This window comes from Rhodococcus sp. IEGM 27 (genome assembly GCF_033142305.1).
Taxonomy (GTDB): Bacteria; Actinomycetota; Actinomycetes; order Mycobacteriales; family Mycobacteriaceae; genus Rhodococcus_F; species Rhodococcus_F oxybenzonivorans.
The window spans coordinates 1,152,160-1,168,729 of the sequence record NZ_JAWLSG010000001.1 but is presented as its reverse complement, the minus strand read 5'-3'; the positions used below and the strand labels follow the sequence as shown (position 1 = coordinate 1,168,729).

Annotated in this window: 14 protein-coding genes and 2 pseudogenes; 13 read left to right on the top strand and 3 right to left on the bottom strand. The window is 65.2% G+C overall.

Going from position 1 to position 16,570, the window contains the following annotated elements:
• Positions 1-176 precede the first annotated feature (176 nt).
• The 5 genes from R4P95_RS05530 (at position 177) to R4P95_RS05510 (ending at position 4,454) form a co-directional block, all read left to right on the top strand.
• Positions 177-935, top strand: coding sequence for a maleate cis-trans isomerase (locus R4P95_RS05530; protein ID WP_317743808.1), 759 nt, complete (start codon positions 177-179; stop codon positions 933-935).
• A gap of 22 nt (positions 936-957) precedes the next feature.
• Positions 958-1,602: a VOC family protein gene (locus tag R4P95_RS05525; RefSeq protein ID WP_159919199.1), complete on the top strand. Its 645-nt coding sequence runs from the start codon at positions 958-960 to the stop codon at positions 1,600-1,602.
• Positions 1,599-1,844 (top strand): hypothetical protein, encoded by a 246-nt coding sequence (locus R4P95_RS05520; protein ID WP_317743807.1) that lies wholly within the window; start codon positions 1,599-1,601, stop codon positions 1,842-1,844. The genes R4P95_RS05525 and R4P95_RS05520 overlap by 4 nt, the downstream gene beginning before the upstream one ends.
• Positions 1,841-3,073: an alpha/beta hydrolase gene (locus R4P95_RS05515; RefSeq protein WP_317743806.1), complete on the top strand. Its 1,233-nt coding sequence runs from the start codon at positions 1,841-1,843 to the stop codon at positions 3,071-3,073. Before R4P95_RS05520 ends, R4P95_RS05515 begins: the two co-directional genes overlap by 4 nt.
• A gap of 82 nt (positions 3,074-3,155) precedes the next feature.
• Complete coding sequence (locus R4P95_RS05510) at positions 3,156-4,454, top strand: aromatic acid/H+ symport family MFS transporter (protein ID WP_317743805.1); 1,299 nt, start codon at positions 3,156-3,158, stop codon at positions 4,452-4,454.
• A gap of 354 nt (positions 4,455-4,808) precedes the next feature.
• Here R4P95_RS05510 and R4P95_RS33525 read toward each other — a convergent pair.
• Both R4P95_RS33525 and R4P95_RS05505 read right to left on the bottom strand, forming a co-directional pair.
• Positions 4,809-5,072, bottom strand: a pseudogene (locus R4P95_RS33525) (hypothetical protein); the annotation flags it as partial.
• 23 nt (positions 5,073-5,095) lie between these two features.
• Positions 5,096-5,698 (bottom strand): TetR/AcrR family transcriptional regulator, encoded by a 603-nt coding sequence (locus R4P95_RS05505; protein ID WP_213573861.1) that lies wholly within the window; start codon positions 5,696-5,698, stop codon positions 5,096-5,098.
• Between the two features lie 152 nt (positions 5,699-5,850).
• On the opposite strand from R4P95_RS05505, the gene R4P95_RS05500 reads away from it, so the two are divergent.
• The 3 genes from R4P95_RS05500 to R4P95_RS05490 all read left to right on the top strand — a co-directional run bounded on the left by R4P95_RS05500 (position 5,851) and on the right by R4P95_RS05490 (position 9,387).
• Positions 5,851-7,299: an MFS transporter gene (locus R4P95_RS05500; RefSeq protein ID WP_317758242.1), complete on the top strand. Its 1,449-nt coding sequence runs from the start codon at positions 5,851-5,853 to the stop codon at positions 7,297-7,299.
• Between the two features lie 156 nt (positions 7,300-7,455).
• Positions 7,456-8,196, top strand: a complete 741-nt coding sequence (locus tag R4P95_RS05495; RefSeq protein ID WP_317743803.1) for an NADPH-dependent F420 reductase — start codon at positions 7,456-7,458, stop codon at positions 8,194-8,196.
• 192 nt (positions 8,197-8,388) lie between these two features.
• The gene (locus tag R4P95_RS05490) at positions 8,389-9,387 is read left to right on the top strand and encodes an NADPH:quinone oxidoreductase family protein (RefSeq protein WP_213573855.1); all 999 of its coding nucleotides are present in this window, start codon (positions 8,389-8,391) and stop codon (positions 9,385-9,387) included.
• Positions 9,388-9,553: 166 nt separating this feature from the next.
• Here R4P95_RS05490 and R4P95_RS05485 read toward each other — a convergent pair.
• Positions 9,554-10,189, bottom strand: a pseudogene (locus R4P95_RS05485) (Tn3 family transposase); the annotation flags it as partial.
• Between the two features lie 222 nt (positions 10,190-10,411).
• On the opposite strand from R4P95_RS05485, the gene R4P95_RS05480 reads away from it, so the two are divergent.
• From R4P95_RS05480 to R4P95_RS05460, 5 genes are all read left to right on the top strand, one after another.
• Positions 10,412-12,697 carry an ATP-binding protein gene (locus R4P95_RS05480; RefSeq protein ID WP_213573853.1) on the top strand — a complete coding sequence of 762 codons (2,286 nt, stop codon included), beginning with the start codon at positions 10,412-10,414 and terminating at the stop codon, positions 12,695-12,697.
• A gap of 121 nt (positions 12,698-12,818) precedes the next feature.
• Positions 12,819-13,334: a flavin reductase family protein gene (locus R4P95_RS05475; protein WP_213573851.1), complete on the top strand. Its 516-nt coding sequence runs from the start codon at positions 12,819-12,821 to the stop codon at positions 13,332-13,334.
• A complete protein-coding gene (locus R4P95_RS05470) occupies positions 13,331-14,611 on the top strand; it encodes a bifunctional 3,4-dihydroxy-2-butanone-4-phosphate synthase/GTP cyclohydrolase II (protein ID WP_317743802.1) in 1,281 nt (426 codons plus the stop codon). Before R4P95_RS05475 ends, R4P95_RS05470 begins: the two co-directional genes overlap by 4 nt.
• Before the next feature lie 134 nt (positions 14,612-14,745).
• Positions 14,746-15,951, top strand: a complete 1,206-nt coding sequence (locus R4P95_RS05465) for an acyl-CoA dehydrogenase family protein (RefSeq protein WP_213573849.1) — start codon at positions 14,746-14,748, stop codon at positions 15,949-15,951.
• 37 nt (positions 15,952-15,988) lie between these two features.
• Entirely contained in the window at positions 15,989-16,525 is a 537-nt protein-coding gene (locus R4P95_RS05460) for a VOC family protein (RefSeq protein WP_213573847.1), read from the top strand.
• The last annotated feature ends 45 nt before the right edge of the window (positions 16,526-16,570 follow it).

Here is a 16,570-nt window from a genome sequence, read left to right as displayed (position 1 = left end):
AAGTGTTGAATGTGAGGACGGACACGAACGTGGCTCGAGTCGGCCTCGTTGCTCGTGAGGCGCGCCAACCCGCGGGTTGACGAATCGTCATTCGCGTCGAATAATCGTCATGAATGTAAATATCCGGCAGGGCCGACCGCGCTCCCAGCTGCCATTCCAATCAGAAGGACTACGCCATGGGCATTCACCGCATCGGACTCGTCGTACCGAGCTCGAATGTGACCGTCGAAACGGAAATGCCGGCCCTGCTCGGCCGACATGCTAAGGCCCAGTTCTCATTCCACTCGAGCCGCATGCGGATGCAGGCGGTGTCTCCGGAACAACTGCGAGCGATGAACGCTCAACGCGAGCGGTGCATCCTCGAACTCGGTGACGCAGGCGTCGACGCCATCCTCTACGCATGCCTGGTCGCCCTGATGTCAGTGGGACCCGGGGAGCACCAACGCGTGGAAAGTCTGGTCGCCGAGCAACTGGCGACCGGTGATTCCGACGCAGTGGTCCGCTCCAGCGCGGGTGCTCTCGTCGAAGCGCTCCGCGCCCTCGACGCGAAACGGATCATCCTCGTCACGCCTTACATGCTTCCGCTCGCCGAGCAGGTCGTCGCCTATATCGAGGAGGAAGGCATTGCGGTGTCCGACTGGCGCGCTCTCGAGGTCTCCGACAACGCCGAGGTCGGCTGCATCCCCGGCGAAAGGGTCATGGAAGCGGCACGATCGCTCGACCGCACCGGAGCCGATGCCATGGTGATCTCCGCCTGCGTGCAGATGCCCTCACTCGACCTCGTCCAAGGCGCGGAAGACGAGTTCGACCTGCCGGTGCTGTCGGCCGCTACCGCCGGCGCCTACAGCCTACTGCGCGCACTCGACCTCGACGTAGACATTCCCGGAGCCGGAAGTCTGCTGCGCGCCGACGCGCCGGCTGCCGCCCGCCAGTAACCGAACCCTTGGGAGAATTTACATGTCCGAACTGCAGCACACCGTCAGAGGCGTTGACCACGTCGCTTACCCGACCTTCGATCCCGCCGCCACCGTGAAGTTCTATCGCGACGTTCTCGGGTTCCCGGTCGTACACTCCATCTGCGCCGCCGGCTGGGGACCGGAAAAACACCCCGACTTCATTCACTTCTTCTTCGACATCGGCAACGACGACCGGCTCGCCTTCTTCTACTACTTCGGCCTCGAACCTTTCGACGGTGGACCACAGGGCGACTCGTACTCCCGCTTCGATGACGACGTGCCCATCTTCTTCATCCGCTCGCGTCATCTGGCCATTCACGTCGACAGCGAGGAGGACCTGACGGAATATCGGCGGCGACTGGACCACAGCGCATGGCCGGTGGAGATGCAGATCCAGCACGAGACGATCGAGTCGATCTACACCCATGACCCCAACGGGTACATGATCGAGATCACCCGGGCGCTGCGTCCGGTCACCCCGCAGGAAGATCTCGACGCGAACCTCACCATCGACGCCCTCGTCGATGTGGTGACCGGCCCCGATCCCAGCATGGCCGCCCTGCTGACTCGCAAGGCGGAACTGATCACCGAACGCGCGGCCGCCTGGCAGCAGGAACAAGAATCGAAGGAGGTGGTGACCCGATGACGACCTTGTTCGTCCTCGACGTCCCGGAGAACACGGCGGTCGCCGAAGTCGCCGGTCAGGATCCGGCGGTCACCGTCGACCACGTCGGTCCCTACTTCCGGATCGTCTCCGAGACGGCCATCGTCATCGACCGCCGCGCCACCGGCTGCCGCCACGCCGTCTGGTACAGCAGTGTCGCCGGGCTGACGCAGTCTCGAATTACGCAGTGGGACAAGGACGTCATGCGGGTCGAGCCGCGATGACCGAGAACTCACGGTTGGGCGCCGGCCGGTATATCGACGCTGCTCGAGCTCCGGAGGCCACGGTGACGTCGACGCACGAACTCGCCACCGCCGACGGTGCCAAGGTCTCCGGCGTGCTGCGGGTCGTTCCCGGTGCGCGCACCGTCGTCACCTTGATGCACCCGCGTCAGGATCTGACTCATCATGTGCTCGTTCCCGAACTGCTCGCCCGTGGATTCGCGGTGTGGACGCAGGGCACCCGGTCGGTCAACAACGACATCGCCCTGGTGCACGAGCAGGCGCTGCTTGATGCCGCGGCCGGACAGGTGTTCCTGCGGGAGAAAGGGTTCGAGTACGTCGTCAGTCTCGGGCACTCTGGAGGCGGGACCCTCTTCGCCTTCTATCACCAGCAGGCCGCACTACCGGCAGAGGAGCGGTTGACCCGTACCCCGGCGGGACGACCGATCGATCTCCCCGGCGCCGAGATGCCGCTGCCACACGCGGCGATTTTCATGGCCCCGCACCCCGGACAGGGGGCACTGCTGTTGCGGTTGATCGACCCGTCGGTCACCGACGAGTCGGACCCCCTCGCTGCCGATCCCGACCTCAACCCCTTCGATCCTGCGAACGGTTTCGCCGAACCGCCGCACAGTTCCTCGTATTTACCGGATTTCGTCACCCGCTACCGGGCAGCGCAGCACGACCGGATCGCCCGCCTCGACGCGATCGCCCGCGCACGAGTCGACGAAGCCGCCGATGCGCGTCGCCGATACAAGCACACCGCGGACCCGGCGGATCGACGCGCCGCGCTGGCGCCCCGCGTCCTGACCGTGTACCGCACCGACGCGGACCTGAGGTTCACCGACCTGTCCCTGAGCCCGAACGAGCGTCCCTACGGGTCACTGTTCGGCCGGCGACCCGACCTGACCAACTACGGACTCGTGGGCTTCGGACGGTTCGCCACCCCGGACGCCTGGCTGTCTACCTGGTCGGGCCTCAGCAGCAACGCCGACTTCCTCCGCTGTGCTCCCGCAGTCACCGCCCCGACACTGTTCGTCGAACTCACCGGTGATCAGGCGTGCTTCCCCGAGGACGCCACAATGATGGTCGACGCCCTCGGATCGACCGACACAACGCACGTCCGCGTCGCCGGCACCCACTTCGGAGGGCCGATCCGCGACGGCGCCCCCACCGGCGCCAGCCTGGCCGCCGCCGAGATCGGCGCGTGGCTCGAAACCCGCTGCACGTAACGCGTCCCTAGCCACCGATGCATTCACCCTGACCTGCCTCCGGTGGGACAGCGTGGTCATGTCACTTCGAGCGGAGACACCGATGTCTGCCCGTATCACCCCTGCCGCGCCCGTCGTCGGACTCTGCTTCATGGCACTGGTCCTCGAGGGGTATGACCTTCTGATGTACGGAACAGTGGTCCCCTCACTGTTGAGCTACGACTCCTGGAACCTCGACGGCACCCAGGTGGGAATGCTCGGCTCCCTCGCCGGAGTCGGCATGCTCGTCGGCGCCCTGCTCGCCGCGGCCGTCGCCGACCGTTGGGGCCGCCGCCGCACTCTCCTCACAGCCGTCCTCGTCTTCTCCACGGCGATGGGGGTGTGCGCGTTCGCACCCAGCCCCGAAGTGTTCGGGGTCGGGCGTGTTGCGGTGGGACTCGGGGCCGGTGTCCTGATGCCGACTGCGGCAGCAACATTGATCGAGTTCGCCGAACCGGGTGCTCGGGCCCGGTCGGTGGCGCTCGGGTTCGTCGGCACCAGCATCGGCGGAATACTTGCCGGAGTGCTGTCGCTGTGGCTCGTGCCCGCGTATGGGTTCCGGGCGATGTTCCTGGCCGGGATGGTGCCGGCACTCGTTTTCCTTCCGGTGATGCTCCGATACCTGCCGGAGTCACCGGCCTATCTGAATGCTCGTGGCCGACATGAGGCCGCGGCGGCGATCGTCGACCGCTATCACCTCCAGCACGCCGCGAGCTCCGCTCCGGCCGAGCCCAGCCCCCGACGCGGGCTGCGAGCACTGTTCGGCGCGGACCGCACTGTCGCGACGCTGCTGTTCTGGGGCATGACCCTGGTCTGCCTGCTCGTATTGTTCGGCGTCGCGACCTGGCTTCCCGCGCTCATGAAGTCGGCCGGTTACCCGCTGGGCGCCGCCTTGTCGTTCCTGCTCACCCTGAACGTCGGCGGCGCGGCGGGCGCACTCATCGGTGCCGTACTCGCCGACCGGTACGGCATAAAACCCGTCACCGCAACGTTCTTCGTCATTGCCGCAGTCTCTCTGCTGCTCGTCGCCACCGCCCCGCCGCTCGCGGTCATCTATCTACTGGTACTGCTCGCGGGTGTGGGCACCACGGGCACCCAAATCGTGCTCAACACCTTCGTCGGCACCTTCTACCCGGCGTCCTGCCGGGCCACCGGGCTCGGCATGGCATTGGGAGTGGGCCGGATCGGTGCGATCATCGGCCCCACTTACGGGGGACTTTTCGTCGCACTCGGCGCCGGCACCACCTGGCAACTGCTCGCCTTCGCCGTCCCCGCCGTCGTCGGCGCCGTACTGACGCTGCTCGTACCGCGCCATACCGCAGCCGACGGCGTGATCCCGACTGTTCGGAGATGTCCCGTTTGACGGCCCCAGGGTTATATCGGTCATTGCAACACCTTCGGCGAGGTGGTGTTGGAATGGCGAAGATGCGGATTCTGCTGCTCAGGCCCGATTTTTCGGGGTTGGTTCGCGACGGACGAGGTCGAACGTTCCCCAGAAAGTAGTGGTGTTGTGTCGGCATGTTGATCGCGGGCATGGTCGGCGCCGACAGCATCACTGACATGGCCCTGCTTCGGCACGGGGCAATGGGAACGATCTGGGCGACGGTGTAGCGGTGTTGGTCGTGGTCGTCGGTTTCGTCGTACATCTGGCGTGCCTTGAGCGTCTGCAAGGTGGTCTAGTCCGCTGGGTGCCCGCGGACTCGTCCGCGTGCGCGGCGGATTCGAGTCCTTCGAGGGTGCCTTCGCTGATGAGGTCGGCGGTCATCTCGTCCATGGCGGCGATGACGTGGAACAGGAACCGCCCGGCGGGGGTGGTGGTGCCGGACGATGAGACGAAAACGGTCGTTACTGTCCCACATCCGATCCGGCATACCGGTGTTGCGAAACCGCAGCTCGCCACAACCCCAATTCGAGTCAGAACTCGTGTGCGGATGGAGAACTGTTCCGCGATGGATTGCCATTCCTGGGTCGAGCCCACCATCTTAAAAATCATCCTGTTGGGAGTCAGGTGTCTCGGAAGGCAGCTCCCGGGGGTCCTTCCGCACGCATACCGTCGATGAACAGCTTGAGGTGCTGGCGATACAGGTCCGGCGAGGTGTCGTGGGTCGCCTCCATGATCGCCGCCAACGCCACCTGGATGTACGTGACGTCTGTGGCGTCGAAGTCGGGACGGAGCGTGCCCTGCTTCTGCGCCTTTGCCACCATCTGCCGCACCAGCGGGGCAATTTCCGTCCGGGACTTGACCACCATCGGGCAGCTGGGGACGGTCGCAATCACCAGTCCGCGCAGGCCGCAGTTGTCCCTTTGCGTGCGCATCGAGTCCTCGAGGTAGCGGACGAGACCGCGCCACCCATCCGGGTCCGCCGCCGCCCTTCGGGCACTGTCGGTCGCGGAGGCCAACCGGTCGGCGAAGATCTCATCCAGGAGGTCGTCCTTCGTCGGGAAGTGCCGGTAGACGGTGCCGACGCCCACCCCTGCCCGGAGGGCGACGTCCTTCAACGTCACATCCAGCCCCTCGCTGGCGAACAGCTGTTCCGCAGCCTCGAGCAACCGGGCGCGGTTGCGCGCGGCATCCTTTCTGGTCGGGGGGCTCGTCGTGTCGGTCACACAGGGATCCTACCCAGCACACCGATTCGGAATCATCAGTCCGTTTCTGCTACCGTCGCCATCCGGACTCACTGTTCCGTTTCAAGTTTCTACCGGAGGCATGCGTGCAAACGCTTCAGTCAACAGATCGCGGTGCCGAGCCGACCGCGCCGATGAGGCGAAAATGGCTTGTTCTCGTGTTCATCGTCATCGCGCAGCTGATGGTGATACTGGACGGCACGATCGTGACTATCGCGATGCCTGCCGCCCAGGTCGATCTGCAGTTCGGTGACGAGGATCGGCAGTGGATCGTCACTGCCTACTCGCTCGCCTTCGGCAGCCTGCTCCTCCTGGGCGGTCGCATCGCGGATCTTGTCGGGCAAAAGCGCGCTTTCATCATCGGGCTGGCCGGGTTCGCTCTGGCGTCGGTGCTCGGAGGTATTGCGCCGTCGTTCGGTTTTCTGGTCGGCGCGCGAGCATTGCAGGGTGTGTTCGGCGCGCTCCTGGCCCCGGCCGCGCTGTCCCTCATCTCGATGATCTTCACTGATGGCAGGGAGCGGGCGAAAGCGTTTGGTATTTTCGGCGCCGTCGGCGCCTCGGGTGGTGCGATCGGCATGCTCCTGGGTGGCGTGCTGACCGAGTACATGTCCTGGCGCTGGTGCCTGTTCGTCAACGTGGTGTTCGCCGTCGTCGCGCTCGTCGGCGCGGCATCCCTGCTGCCCCGCATCGTGGTCACTGCTCGCCCCCGCCTCGACGTGCTGGGGGCGATCACGGTGACGGTCGGTCTCGTGGGAATCGTGTACGGGTTCGCCCGCGCGGAGACCGAGGGGTGGAGCGATGCGCTGACCCTGGCCTCATTGCTCGTCGGTGTCGCGCTCGTGGCCCTGTTCGTGCTCGTGGAACGGCGCGCGGCACACCCCCTGCTCCCGCTTCGTGTGGTCCTCGACCGTGACCGCGGCGGCGCCCTGCTCGCCTTGGTCCTGGCCAACATCGGCCTGTTCGGGTTGTTTCTGTTCCTGACCTATTACCTGCAGAGCACCTTGGGGTTCTCCGCGCTGATGACGGGTGTCGCGTTCCTGCCCTTCCCACTGGCGGTCATCATCAGCGCGAATTTCGTGGGCGGCATGCTGCTGCCCAGGGTCGGGCCGAGGGTGATGCTCACCGTCGGCGCGCTGATCGCCGCCGCGGGCCTGCTGATCCTGCAGGGCCTTTCCGTCGACGGCTCCTATCTCGCCGTGGTCCTGCCCGCGCTGGCCGTGATGGGATTCGGCATGGGACTGATCTTCACCGCGGCCATCTCGACGAGCACCCTGGGCGTCGAGCCCGGCGACGTGGGCGTTGCCTCGGCGGCGGTCAATATGGTGCAGCAGGTCGGCGGATCCATCGGAACGGCTCTGATGAGCACCATCTACGGCGGCGCGGTCGCGCAATACCTTGCCGGCCGCGACCAGACCAAGGGTGCTACCGACGCCGCCGCGGTACACGGCTACCACGTGATCTTCGCCGTCTCAGCCGTCGCCCTCGTCGCGGTCGCACTCGTGTGCGGACTGCTCGTCCGGCGCGCCCGCGACCAAATCACGCCCGCCCCCGAGCAGGCTGACGCACCCGTCGTCGTGCACTAGCCCTGCCCCTCACTGCCTGGTCGAAAGACACAGGGAAGATCTCTCATCGAAAGCGGATACCGCGAGCAGGACGTCCGGAACAACCACGCAAGCCCACAGTCATCACATCCCGTCTCCCCCCTCTCAGGAGAGGCACATCTCCAGTAAGGACGAATCATGAAAATTGGTGTTATCGGTACAGGGGCGATCGGGGCACACCTGGCGCGCATCTTCAGTGCAGGCGGGCACGAGGTCGCCGTCGCGAACTCCCGGGGGCCGGAGACCATCGATGCGGACGTGCTGGAATTCGGGGCGCGAGCGGCGACGGCTGCCGACGCCGTACAGGGCAAGGACGTCGTGATCCTGTCCGTCCCCTTCTTCAAGGTCCCGGAGGTGGCCGGACTCTTCACTGCCGTGCCCGAGGAGACCGTCGTCATCGACACCACCAATTACGTCCCCTTCCGGGCGTGGAACGTTCCTATCGAGGGGGTGGGGCAGGGTCAGGTCGAGAGCCTGTGGGTGGCCGAGCAGTTGGGACGACCGGTGGTCAAGGCGTGGAACGCGGTCCTGGAAGGCACCTTGAAGACCAAGGGTGTTCCCGCGGGAACACCAGGCCGGATCGCGCTTCCGGTCGCGGCCGACTCCGACGAGGCGCGGCAAGTGGCCATGCGCCTGGTGGACGAGAGCGGCTTCGACCCCTTCGACGCAGGCAAGCTGGCCGACTCCTGGCGTCAGCAGCCGGCAACGCCCGCGTACTGCACCGAGCTGAGCCTCGACGAGCTGGGGCCGGCCCTGCAGGCGGCCGACCGGGAGCGGACCCCAGGCATCCGTGACCGCCAGCTGGAGTACCTAGCGGGTCTCCCCTCCACGCCCGCGCTGGACGACGTGGTGGAACTCAACCGCTCCCTTCACCGCTGACGCCGATTCCGTCACCGACACCACCGACGAGCCCGCCGGTATGTGTGGCACAGTCGTGCCCCACGTACCGGGCGAGTCCTCGACTACGAGTAAGAGATCGTTCACCGGCCGCGCCGGCTGGGCGGCCCGACCCGAATACAGGGTCCACCTCAAACGGCTCGGCGCTTGTCCCCGACCGAAAGGAACGCATTCATGAAACGCTGGCAGGCAAACGAGTTCGGCGCGCCCAACACCGTCCTGAAGAAGGTGGAAGTCCCCCTTCCCGAACCCGGCCCGAACGAGGCCCGCGTGCGCGTCCTGGCCGCCAGTGTCGCGCTTCCCGACCTCATGATGGTCCAGGGCCGCTACCCGCTGGTCCCCTCGGCCCCGGTCTCTCCCGGCCAGGAAATCGTCGGCATCGTGGACAAACCCGGCCCCGGATACCCCTTCTCCGCGGGCACCCGGATCATGGGCAACAGCCGTGCCGACATCGCGATCGGTGGACTCGCCGAATACACGCTCAGCCCGACTACCGGGGCGACGCCGGCCCCCGCCGAACTCACCGACGCGCAAGCCGCCGGATTCCCCGGCTCATACCACGTCGCCCACGTCGGCCTCGCCCACCGGGCCACGCTCCGCGAAGGCGAGACCCTCCTGGTCCTGGGTGGCTCAGGGCGCACGGGATCGGCCGCCATCCAGCTCGGCAAAGCCCTCGGTGCCACCGTCATCGCCACCGCCCGCCACGAGGACAAGGCGCGCTTCTGCCGTCTCCAGGGCGCCGACCACGTCGTCGACCTCAGCGAACACGACCTCGCCGAGACAGTGCTCGAACTCAGCGGCGGTCATGGCGCCGACGTCATCTACGACACGGTCGGCGGTGAAGCATACGAGCAAGCCACCTCGGCTGTCAGCCGTGGGGGACGCATTCTGCTGGTCGGCTTCGCCAGCGGCACGTGGGGACAACCCGACCCCCAGCACATCGTCTTCAACGACTACTCCGTCAGCGGAGCCCTTGCCCTCTTCCGCTCCGACACCGAACGCGACCTCACCCGCGAAGCCCTCTCCGCCTTCCTGCGCGACGGATCGATCACCCCGCCCGTCACCGAGACCTACGACTTCGATGACGTCCCCGCCGCCATCACCAGCCGCAGCGGAGGCGCCGTCGGCCAGGCCGTCGTCACTGTTGCTCCAGCGATCGTCCCGCAGCCGTGACGACTTTGGGGCGCAGCGGCGGGCACAACCTGATCAGCCTGCCCGAGGGTCTGCTCTACGCGACCGCCTGTATGGCATCCGGTCCCTGGCCGGCATCGAAGCCGGAACACTGCCAGCCGCGACGACCTCCGCCCAGCTATCCACCTGCTGAGCACGCTGACACTCTCTAGAACAGGGTGTCGCGCACCCGCAGCGGCCGGTACCCGGTCGGCCCCAACGCGGCGAGTTCGGCGTCGATATCGACCTCGATCGCGCCGAAGAAATTGATGTTCTCGCTGTGCGCTGGACTGATGTGGGCCAGTACGTCCTGATCGATACGACGGCCGGTACGCCGCATCTGCTCGACCGCCAGGCCGTAATACTCTGTCGTCCAGGCGATCACGGTGTTCGTCGCCAACGTGAGGCACCAGGCCTGTTCGGTCTGCCCGTCCAGGTGCCGGGCAGAGATCATGCCCTCGTGGGTGTAGAGCAGGTCGCGGCGCAGCGCGTGCAGGGACTCGCCCTTGTTCAGCTGGCGGGAGATCTTGCGCCGATAGTCCGGATCCCACAGGTACTTCGCGGCGTAGATGGTGCGCCGCAGCGCCCCGTACTCCTTCAACGCGGCAGCCAGGGCGTTCTGACGACCCGACGCCGAGAGCTTTCCGACCAGCAGCGAGGCGGTGGCGTGCCCGAACTTCAACGACCCCGCCAGCCGGAGCAAGTCGTTCCAGTGCTCGGCGATCAACTCGAGATTCAGCTTCCGGGTCATCAACGGCCCTGTCCGCGGGAACCTCGCCTCGGCCTCGGCCTCGGTACGCGGACCGGCGCTGCCACCATCTGATCGATGTATTCAGGCTGAGTTGAGCGCGGATGTCTGGATGTAGGTTTGGTGTCCGATCGATCCGGTGGCGAACGATGAGGTAGGGCTATGTCGACGAGAACGTCCCCGTTTCAGGAGCGGAACTTGCCGGAAAGCCCGACGAGTTTCGTCGGGAGGCGAGCGTTGGTCACTGCGGTCAAGTCGGCGTTGGCGACAGCACCGATTGTGACCATTACCGGTCCTGGCGGGGTGGGGAAAACGCGACTGGCAATTCAGGCGGCGCGGCGGGTGGCTCGTTCTTTTCCTGGCGGGGTGTGGTTCGTCGAACTGGCGGATGTGACGGACCCAACGGCGATTGCCATGGTAGTTGCGGAGGCGATGCGGATTGCTGATCAATCGAGCGCAGACACCGTTGAAGTGGTCCTCAGACATCTGCCTGATCGTCGGGCACTGCTGATTCTGGACAACGGTGAACACCTGGTCGACGCGGTGGCAGATCTGGCGGGCTCCCTGATTCGACGTGCCCGCGATTTGCGGATCATTGTGACCAGCCGCGAGCCACTGGCGGTGGCGGGCGAGCATGTGGTGTCGGTTCCTCCTCTCGCGGTCCCCGAGCTTGATGATGGTGGTCTTGTCAGCGACGACGCTGCCGGCTTCGAAGCAGTGGAATTGTTCGAGCAGCGTGCGTCCGCTGCATCTCCAGGCTTTGTCGTCGACGCCGGCAACATCGACGACGTTGTCCGGCTGTGCAGGCGGCTGGACGGAATTCCTCTGGCGATTGAACTGACTGCTGTGCAGGTCCGGAACCTGAGCATCGCCGAGATCGCGCATCGTCTCGAATCGAGTGAGGGGTTGCTGGCGGCAAAAGTGCGGGGGGTGGACGTGCGTCACCAGACTATCGAAGCGGCAATGAAGTGGAGCTATGACCTGTGTACGCCCGGTGAGCAGCAGATTTGGATCCGCTTGTCGTACTTCGCTGGCAGCTTCACCCTCGACAGCGCGGTCACCATTTGCACTTTCGGCGGTGTGAATGAGACGCAGGTGCGGGAATGGATTCTCGGACTGATCACCAAATCTGTCGTTGATCGCCTCGACGATGAAAACCGGTACAGATTGCTCGAACCGATCCGGCAATTCGGGCGGCGGCTCTTGTCCGCGTCATCCGACGAGCGCGTAGTAGACGAATCGGAGCTGGCGCTACGCCATCTTCGCCACTACGCAGATATTGTCGCCGTCGCTGAGCGCGCGTGGCGTTCGGGAGCGGGGCAGGTCGATGCGGCGAACTCAGTGATGTCGGAAATTCCGAACATCCGGCAAGCAATCCGTAACGGCCTCGAACGAGATACCCACGCAGCGGTGGCCGATGACATGATTACCGGCCTGTGGCATCGGTGGATCTCGGGACTGGCACGAGAGGGCCAATATTGGTTCGGTCGATTGTCAACCTCTCCTGCGGAACTTTCAGCAAAGTCCCTGTGGGTCAAGGGGTGGATCGCGTTGGCGCAGGGCGACCCTCGGGCGGCGATTCCCGTCCTCGACGAAGCGGCCGAGCGAGCTGATGCCGATGACGACCCAATCTTGACCGGCTATGTCACCCAAGCAAGGGCATCGGCGTCGATGTTCACCGGGCGTTTCGACGAGTCGGCCCGCCTGTACGAGGAGGCAGTGTCGATCTTCGACACCGTTGAGCTGTGGGACTCGGTTCATCTGTTGGCGCTCGCTCAGCAGTCGTGGATTCATTTGGTCCTCGGAAATCTCGAGCGGTCACGCTCGTTGGGGGTCATCCTTCGGCGTCGCAGTGACGAGATCGGCGAAGTGTGGGCGCGAAGCTGGGGGGACTGGGTCAACGCTGTCGACCTCTGGCAAACGGGAGAAACGGACACTTGTGCTGAACTCTTGCGTAGGAGCATCCGGTCGAAGCGGTCCCTTGCCGACCTCACCGGTATCGCGTTCGCGCTCGAAGTGTTCGGTTGGCTCGAATGTGATCGCGGGAATCGGGTGCGCGCCGCACGGCTACTCGGGGCGAATCGATCCCTCTGGGGGCCGATCGGAAACCCCTTGTTCGGTTTCGACCAGTACCTCGAAATTCACCACGAGCATGTCGACATTCTCGAAAAGGACCTCGGCATCGAGAGATTCGATGCCGAACTTGCCCGCGGCGCGAAGATGAAGGTGAATGAGGTCCTCGACCTGGTATTGAGTGCACCGGACCGCGCATCGGCAGGTTCCTCGCCCGCGCAGGGCTCGGGCCTCGCTCGCCCCGAAGGTGCCGGTACAAGGAACATCGGGGGACCGAGTCGCGGCCGCCCCAAAGCGGCTGGAGTGCTCACTCCCCGCGAATGGCAGGTGGCGGCGCTGATCGCCGCGGGCTCAAGTAATGCTCAGATCGCTGCCGACTTGGTGATCGCCCTACGTACGGTGGAAACGCACGTGGAAAACATCCTGGTCAAGTTGGGTTTCACATCCCGCACTCAGGTCGCCAGCTGGTACCACACGAACACCGAGAATTAGATACGTAGTCGTCTACGTAGTTGCCCGGTTCATCTGCTCGGTGGCTCACGCACAGTTGTGTATGACAGAAGTCACACACAATCGTTTGTGTGACTGACCGACTGGACGTGGGAGGCAACCAATGGACGTACGACTGGCCGATGGTAGGTCGGCTGAGTCCGTGGCCACCGAATTTCGAGAGGTCATGGCGGGAGTGTGCACTCCGGTGGCCGTCGTGACCGCCATGGACGGCACTCGACCCCACGGCACCACCGTCAGCGCGTTCGCGTCGTTGTCGATGAGACCGCCGATGGTCTTGATATCACTCGACCGCGGATCGGCTCTGTTGACCGTGGTGCGGCAGACCGGACGTTTCGGAGTGAACATCATGTCTCACACCCAGTCAGGAACCGCTATGCAGTTCGCCCGCAAGGGGCCGGACAAGTTCGAGGGAACATCGTGGACGAGTTCCAGTGGGCTTCCTCGACTGCACGGAACCTCAGGCTGGCTGGCGTGCGATCTTGTGGAACTTGTCGACGGCGGCGACCATGTCATCGCCTACGGCGGCATCGTCGAAGCGGTCAAGTCCTCTGTGGCTCCGCTGACCTATCACGCACGCACATTCGGCACCCATTCTGCAGTGGAGGTGAAACCATGATGTCTTCTCGCCACCCCCACGACGCCGTGGACCACGCCGTCGCGGCGCTCGCTGCAGGCCGGATGATCATTGTCATCGACGATGCCGACCGAGAAAACGAGGGGGACCTGGTGGTTGCCGCCTCGTCCGTCACGGACGAGCAGATGGCCTTCATCGTGCGGCACAGCACTGGAATCGTCTGCGCCCCGATGACCGTCGAGCGTGCCGCGGTGCTGCGGCTTCCGCTGATGGTCGAGGACAACACCGATGCGTACGGGACGGCCTTCACCGTGACGGTCGACCACGTCGATACCGGAACGGGGGTGTCGGCGACCGACCGCGCCGCCACCGTGCACGCGCTGGCCGATGACTCCACTGCCCCCGCCGACCTCCGACGACCCGGCCATATCTTTCCGCTCCGCGCCCGTCCGGGTGGCGTCCTCGTCCGCTCCGGCCACACCGAAGCCTCCGTGGATCTGGTGCGGCTGGCAGGAGCGGGCGAGGTGGCGGTGATCTCCGAGATTGTCGCCGACGACGGATCGATGCGGCGCGGAGAGGACCTGTTGGCCTTCGCCGACGCTCATGGGCTCCCGGTTCTGCATATTGGCGACCTGGTGCGTTACCGCAACGCCACCGAGTCGCAGGTCGAGCAGGTCTCCACGTCGTCGATGCCCACCGCATTCGGGCAGTTCCGGGCCGTGGCATATCGGTCGAGTTTCGATGGCATCGAACACCTGGCTCTCGTGATGGGTGATGTCGCCGCCGCCGGGCGGACCGATGCTGGAGTGCTCGTACGGGTACACAGCGAATGCCTCACTGGTGACGTCCTCGGCTCGCTGCGCTGCGATTGCGGAACACAACTCGAGCAAGCTCTGGCGGCCATCGCCGACGAGGGCTGCGGTGTCCTGGTTTACCTCCGCGGACACGAAGGTCGAGGAATCGGTCTGGCACACAAGATCTGCGCCTATGACCTTCAAGACCAGGGCCTGGACACCGTCGATGCCAACCTGGCGCAGGGTCTTCCCGTGGACGCCCGCAGCTACGAGGTCGGCGCCCACATCCTGATCGATCTCGGAGTGCGCCGGTTGCGCTTGATCACCAACAACCCTGCCAAGTACGACGGCCTCGACGGGCACTCGCTCGAACTCGCGGGACGAGTCCAACTTCCCACGGCCGAGACTGACCACAACATCGACTACCTGCGCACCAAGCGCGATCGGCTGGGCCACCACCTCGAGATGCGGCCGACCGGCCTGGCGCCACGCCCGCGACCACTCGTCGAACTCTCGATGCTCTGACCCTGCACCCTGTTGCACCGTCTCACCGACAGCACACTGGCCGGCCATCGGTCGCCACCCGCGGCGGCAGTAACCGACACGGCTCCCAACAGATCCCCTCCGGCGTCCCTCGCCGCCCCACCCTGGAGAAAACCATGACCACCGTCGTCGAAACCACCACCTCTGACAACGCTATCGATCACACCGAACTGGTCTCCCGCGCGGAAGCTCTGATCCCGCTGCTGCAGAAGAACGCGGTCTCCACCGAAGAACACCGTCGCGTGGACCAGGACAACATCGATGCCATGGACCAAGCCGGGCTCTTCCGGGTCTCGGTGCCCCGACGTCACGGCGGATTCGAAGCCGACTTCCGCACCTGGATCGCGATCGAAGAAGCGCTCGGGCGCGGTGACGGGTCGACTGCATGGGCGTTCAGCCTGCTCAACATCGGTAACTGGTTCGTCGGACTGTACGGCGAACAGGCCCAGGAGGAAATCTATGGCACGGCAGGCGGCGCCCGCACCTGTGGGGTGTTCACCCCCTCCGGATCGAGCACCAAGGTCGATGGGGGCTGGAGGGTGACCGGCAAGTGGGGCTTCGCCTCGGGCAGCTGGCACGCGAACTGGGCCATGGTGGGATTTCCGCTCACCGACAGCGATGGCAACCCCGATGTTGGGTTCGGCATGATTCCTGTGTCCGACTATTCGATTGAGGAGACGTGGTTCGTCGCCGGGATGTCCGGTTCCGGAAGCAACACCGTCGTTCTCGACGACGTCTTCGTGCCTGAACACCGCGTCCTTGCCCTCGGCGCCTCGGCCGTGCACGGATTGCCGACTCCGTTCACCGACGAATCTCTCTACCAGGCCCCGTTCCTCGCTCCCGGATGTCTGATCCTCGCCGGCCCACAACTGGGATTGGCACGGGCCGCCCTCGACCTGGTGATCGAAAAAGCCGGCCGCCGTGGCATCGCGTACTCGAGCTACGAACAGCAGACGTACGCGCCGACGGTGCAGCTGGCCGTCGCGGAAGCCGCCGCGCAGATCGAATCCGCCCGCGCACTCGTCTACACCCTCTGCGACGAGGTCACAACCACTGTCGCCGCCGGACGCACACTCGAGCTCGCCGACCGGACCCGCATTAGGGTGGCCAATGCCTACGCCATCAAGACCGCACGGGAAGCGATCCGCACCTTGGTCTCTGCGCACGGCGCCTCATCGTTCGCGAACGCCAACCCCCTTCAGCGGATCTGGCGCGACAGCGAAGCCGCCAGCCGGCACGCCTTCGCGCTGTTCGAGACCGCCGCAGAGGTGCACGGCAAGGTTCTGCTCGGTGTCGACGAGCTCCCCACAACGCTTCTCTGACAATCCATTCCATTCCATCCCGATACAGGAGGTCCTCATGCCCTCGCCCGAACGTCTGGCCCACGTGGTGTTCCAGACCAACGACGTTCCCCGGCTCCGCGATTGGTGGCTCAACGTTCTCGAGGCCAAGGTCCAGTACGGAAACGACCGCATCTGTTTCCTCGCCTACGACGACGAACACCACCGGCTGGCCCTGGCGAACCTCGCCGACGGGTACAAACCGCACGATCCCGACACGCTCGGTATGCACCACGTGGCATTCACCTATGCCACCCTCGCCGACCTGATCGCCACCTACGAACGACTCCGCGACGAGGACATCACCCCCTGGTGGCAGATCCACCATGGACCGACCCTGTCGCTGTACTACCGGGATCCGGACGGAAACCAAGCCGAGATGCAGGTCGACGTGTACGACACCGTCGACGAGGCGAACGAGTTCATGTTCGGCCCCGAGTTCGCCGCCAACCCCATCGGCATCGAGTTCAACATGGAAGACCTGATCGCCCGCCGCAAGGCCGGCGAACCGGACTCCGAACTGATCAAGAGACCGACGACGACAGCGACGTCGTAACCGTCTCACTGCGCCTACGCGCGTACCTATTCCCTATCCAACTTT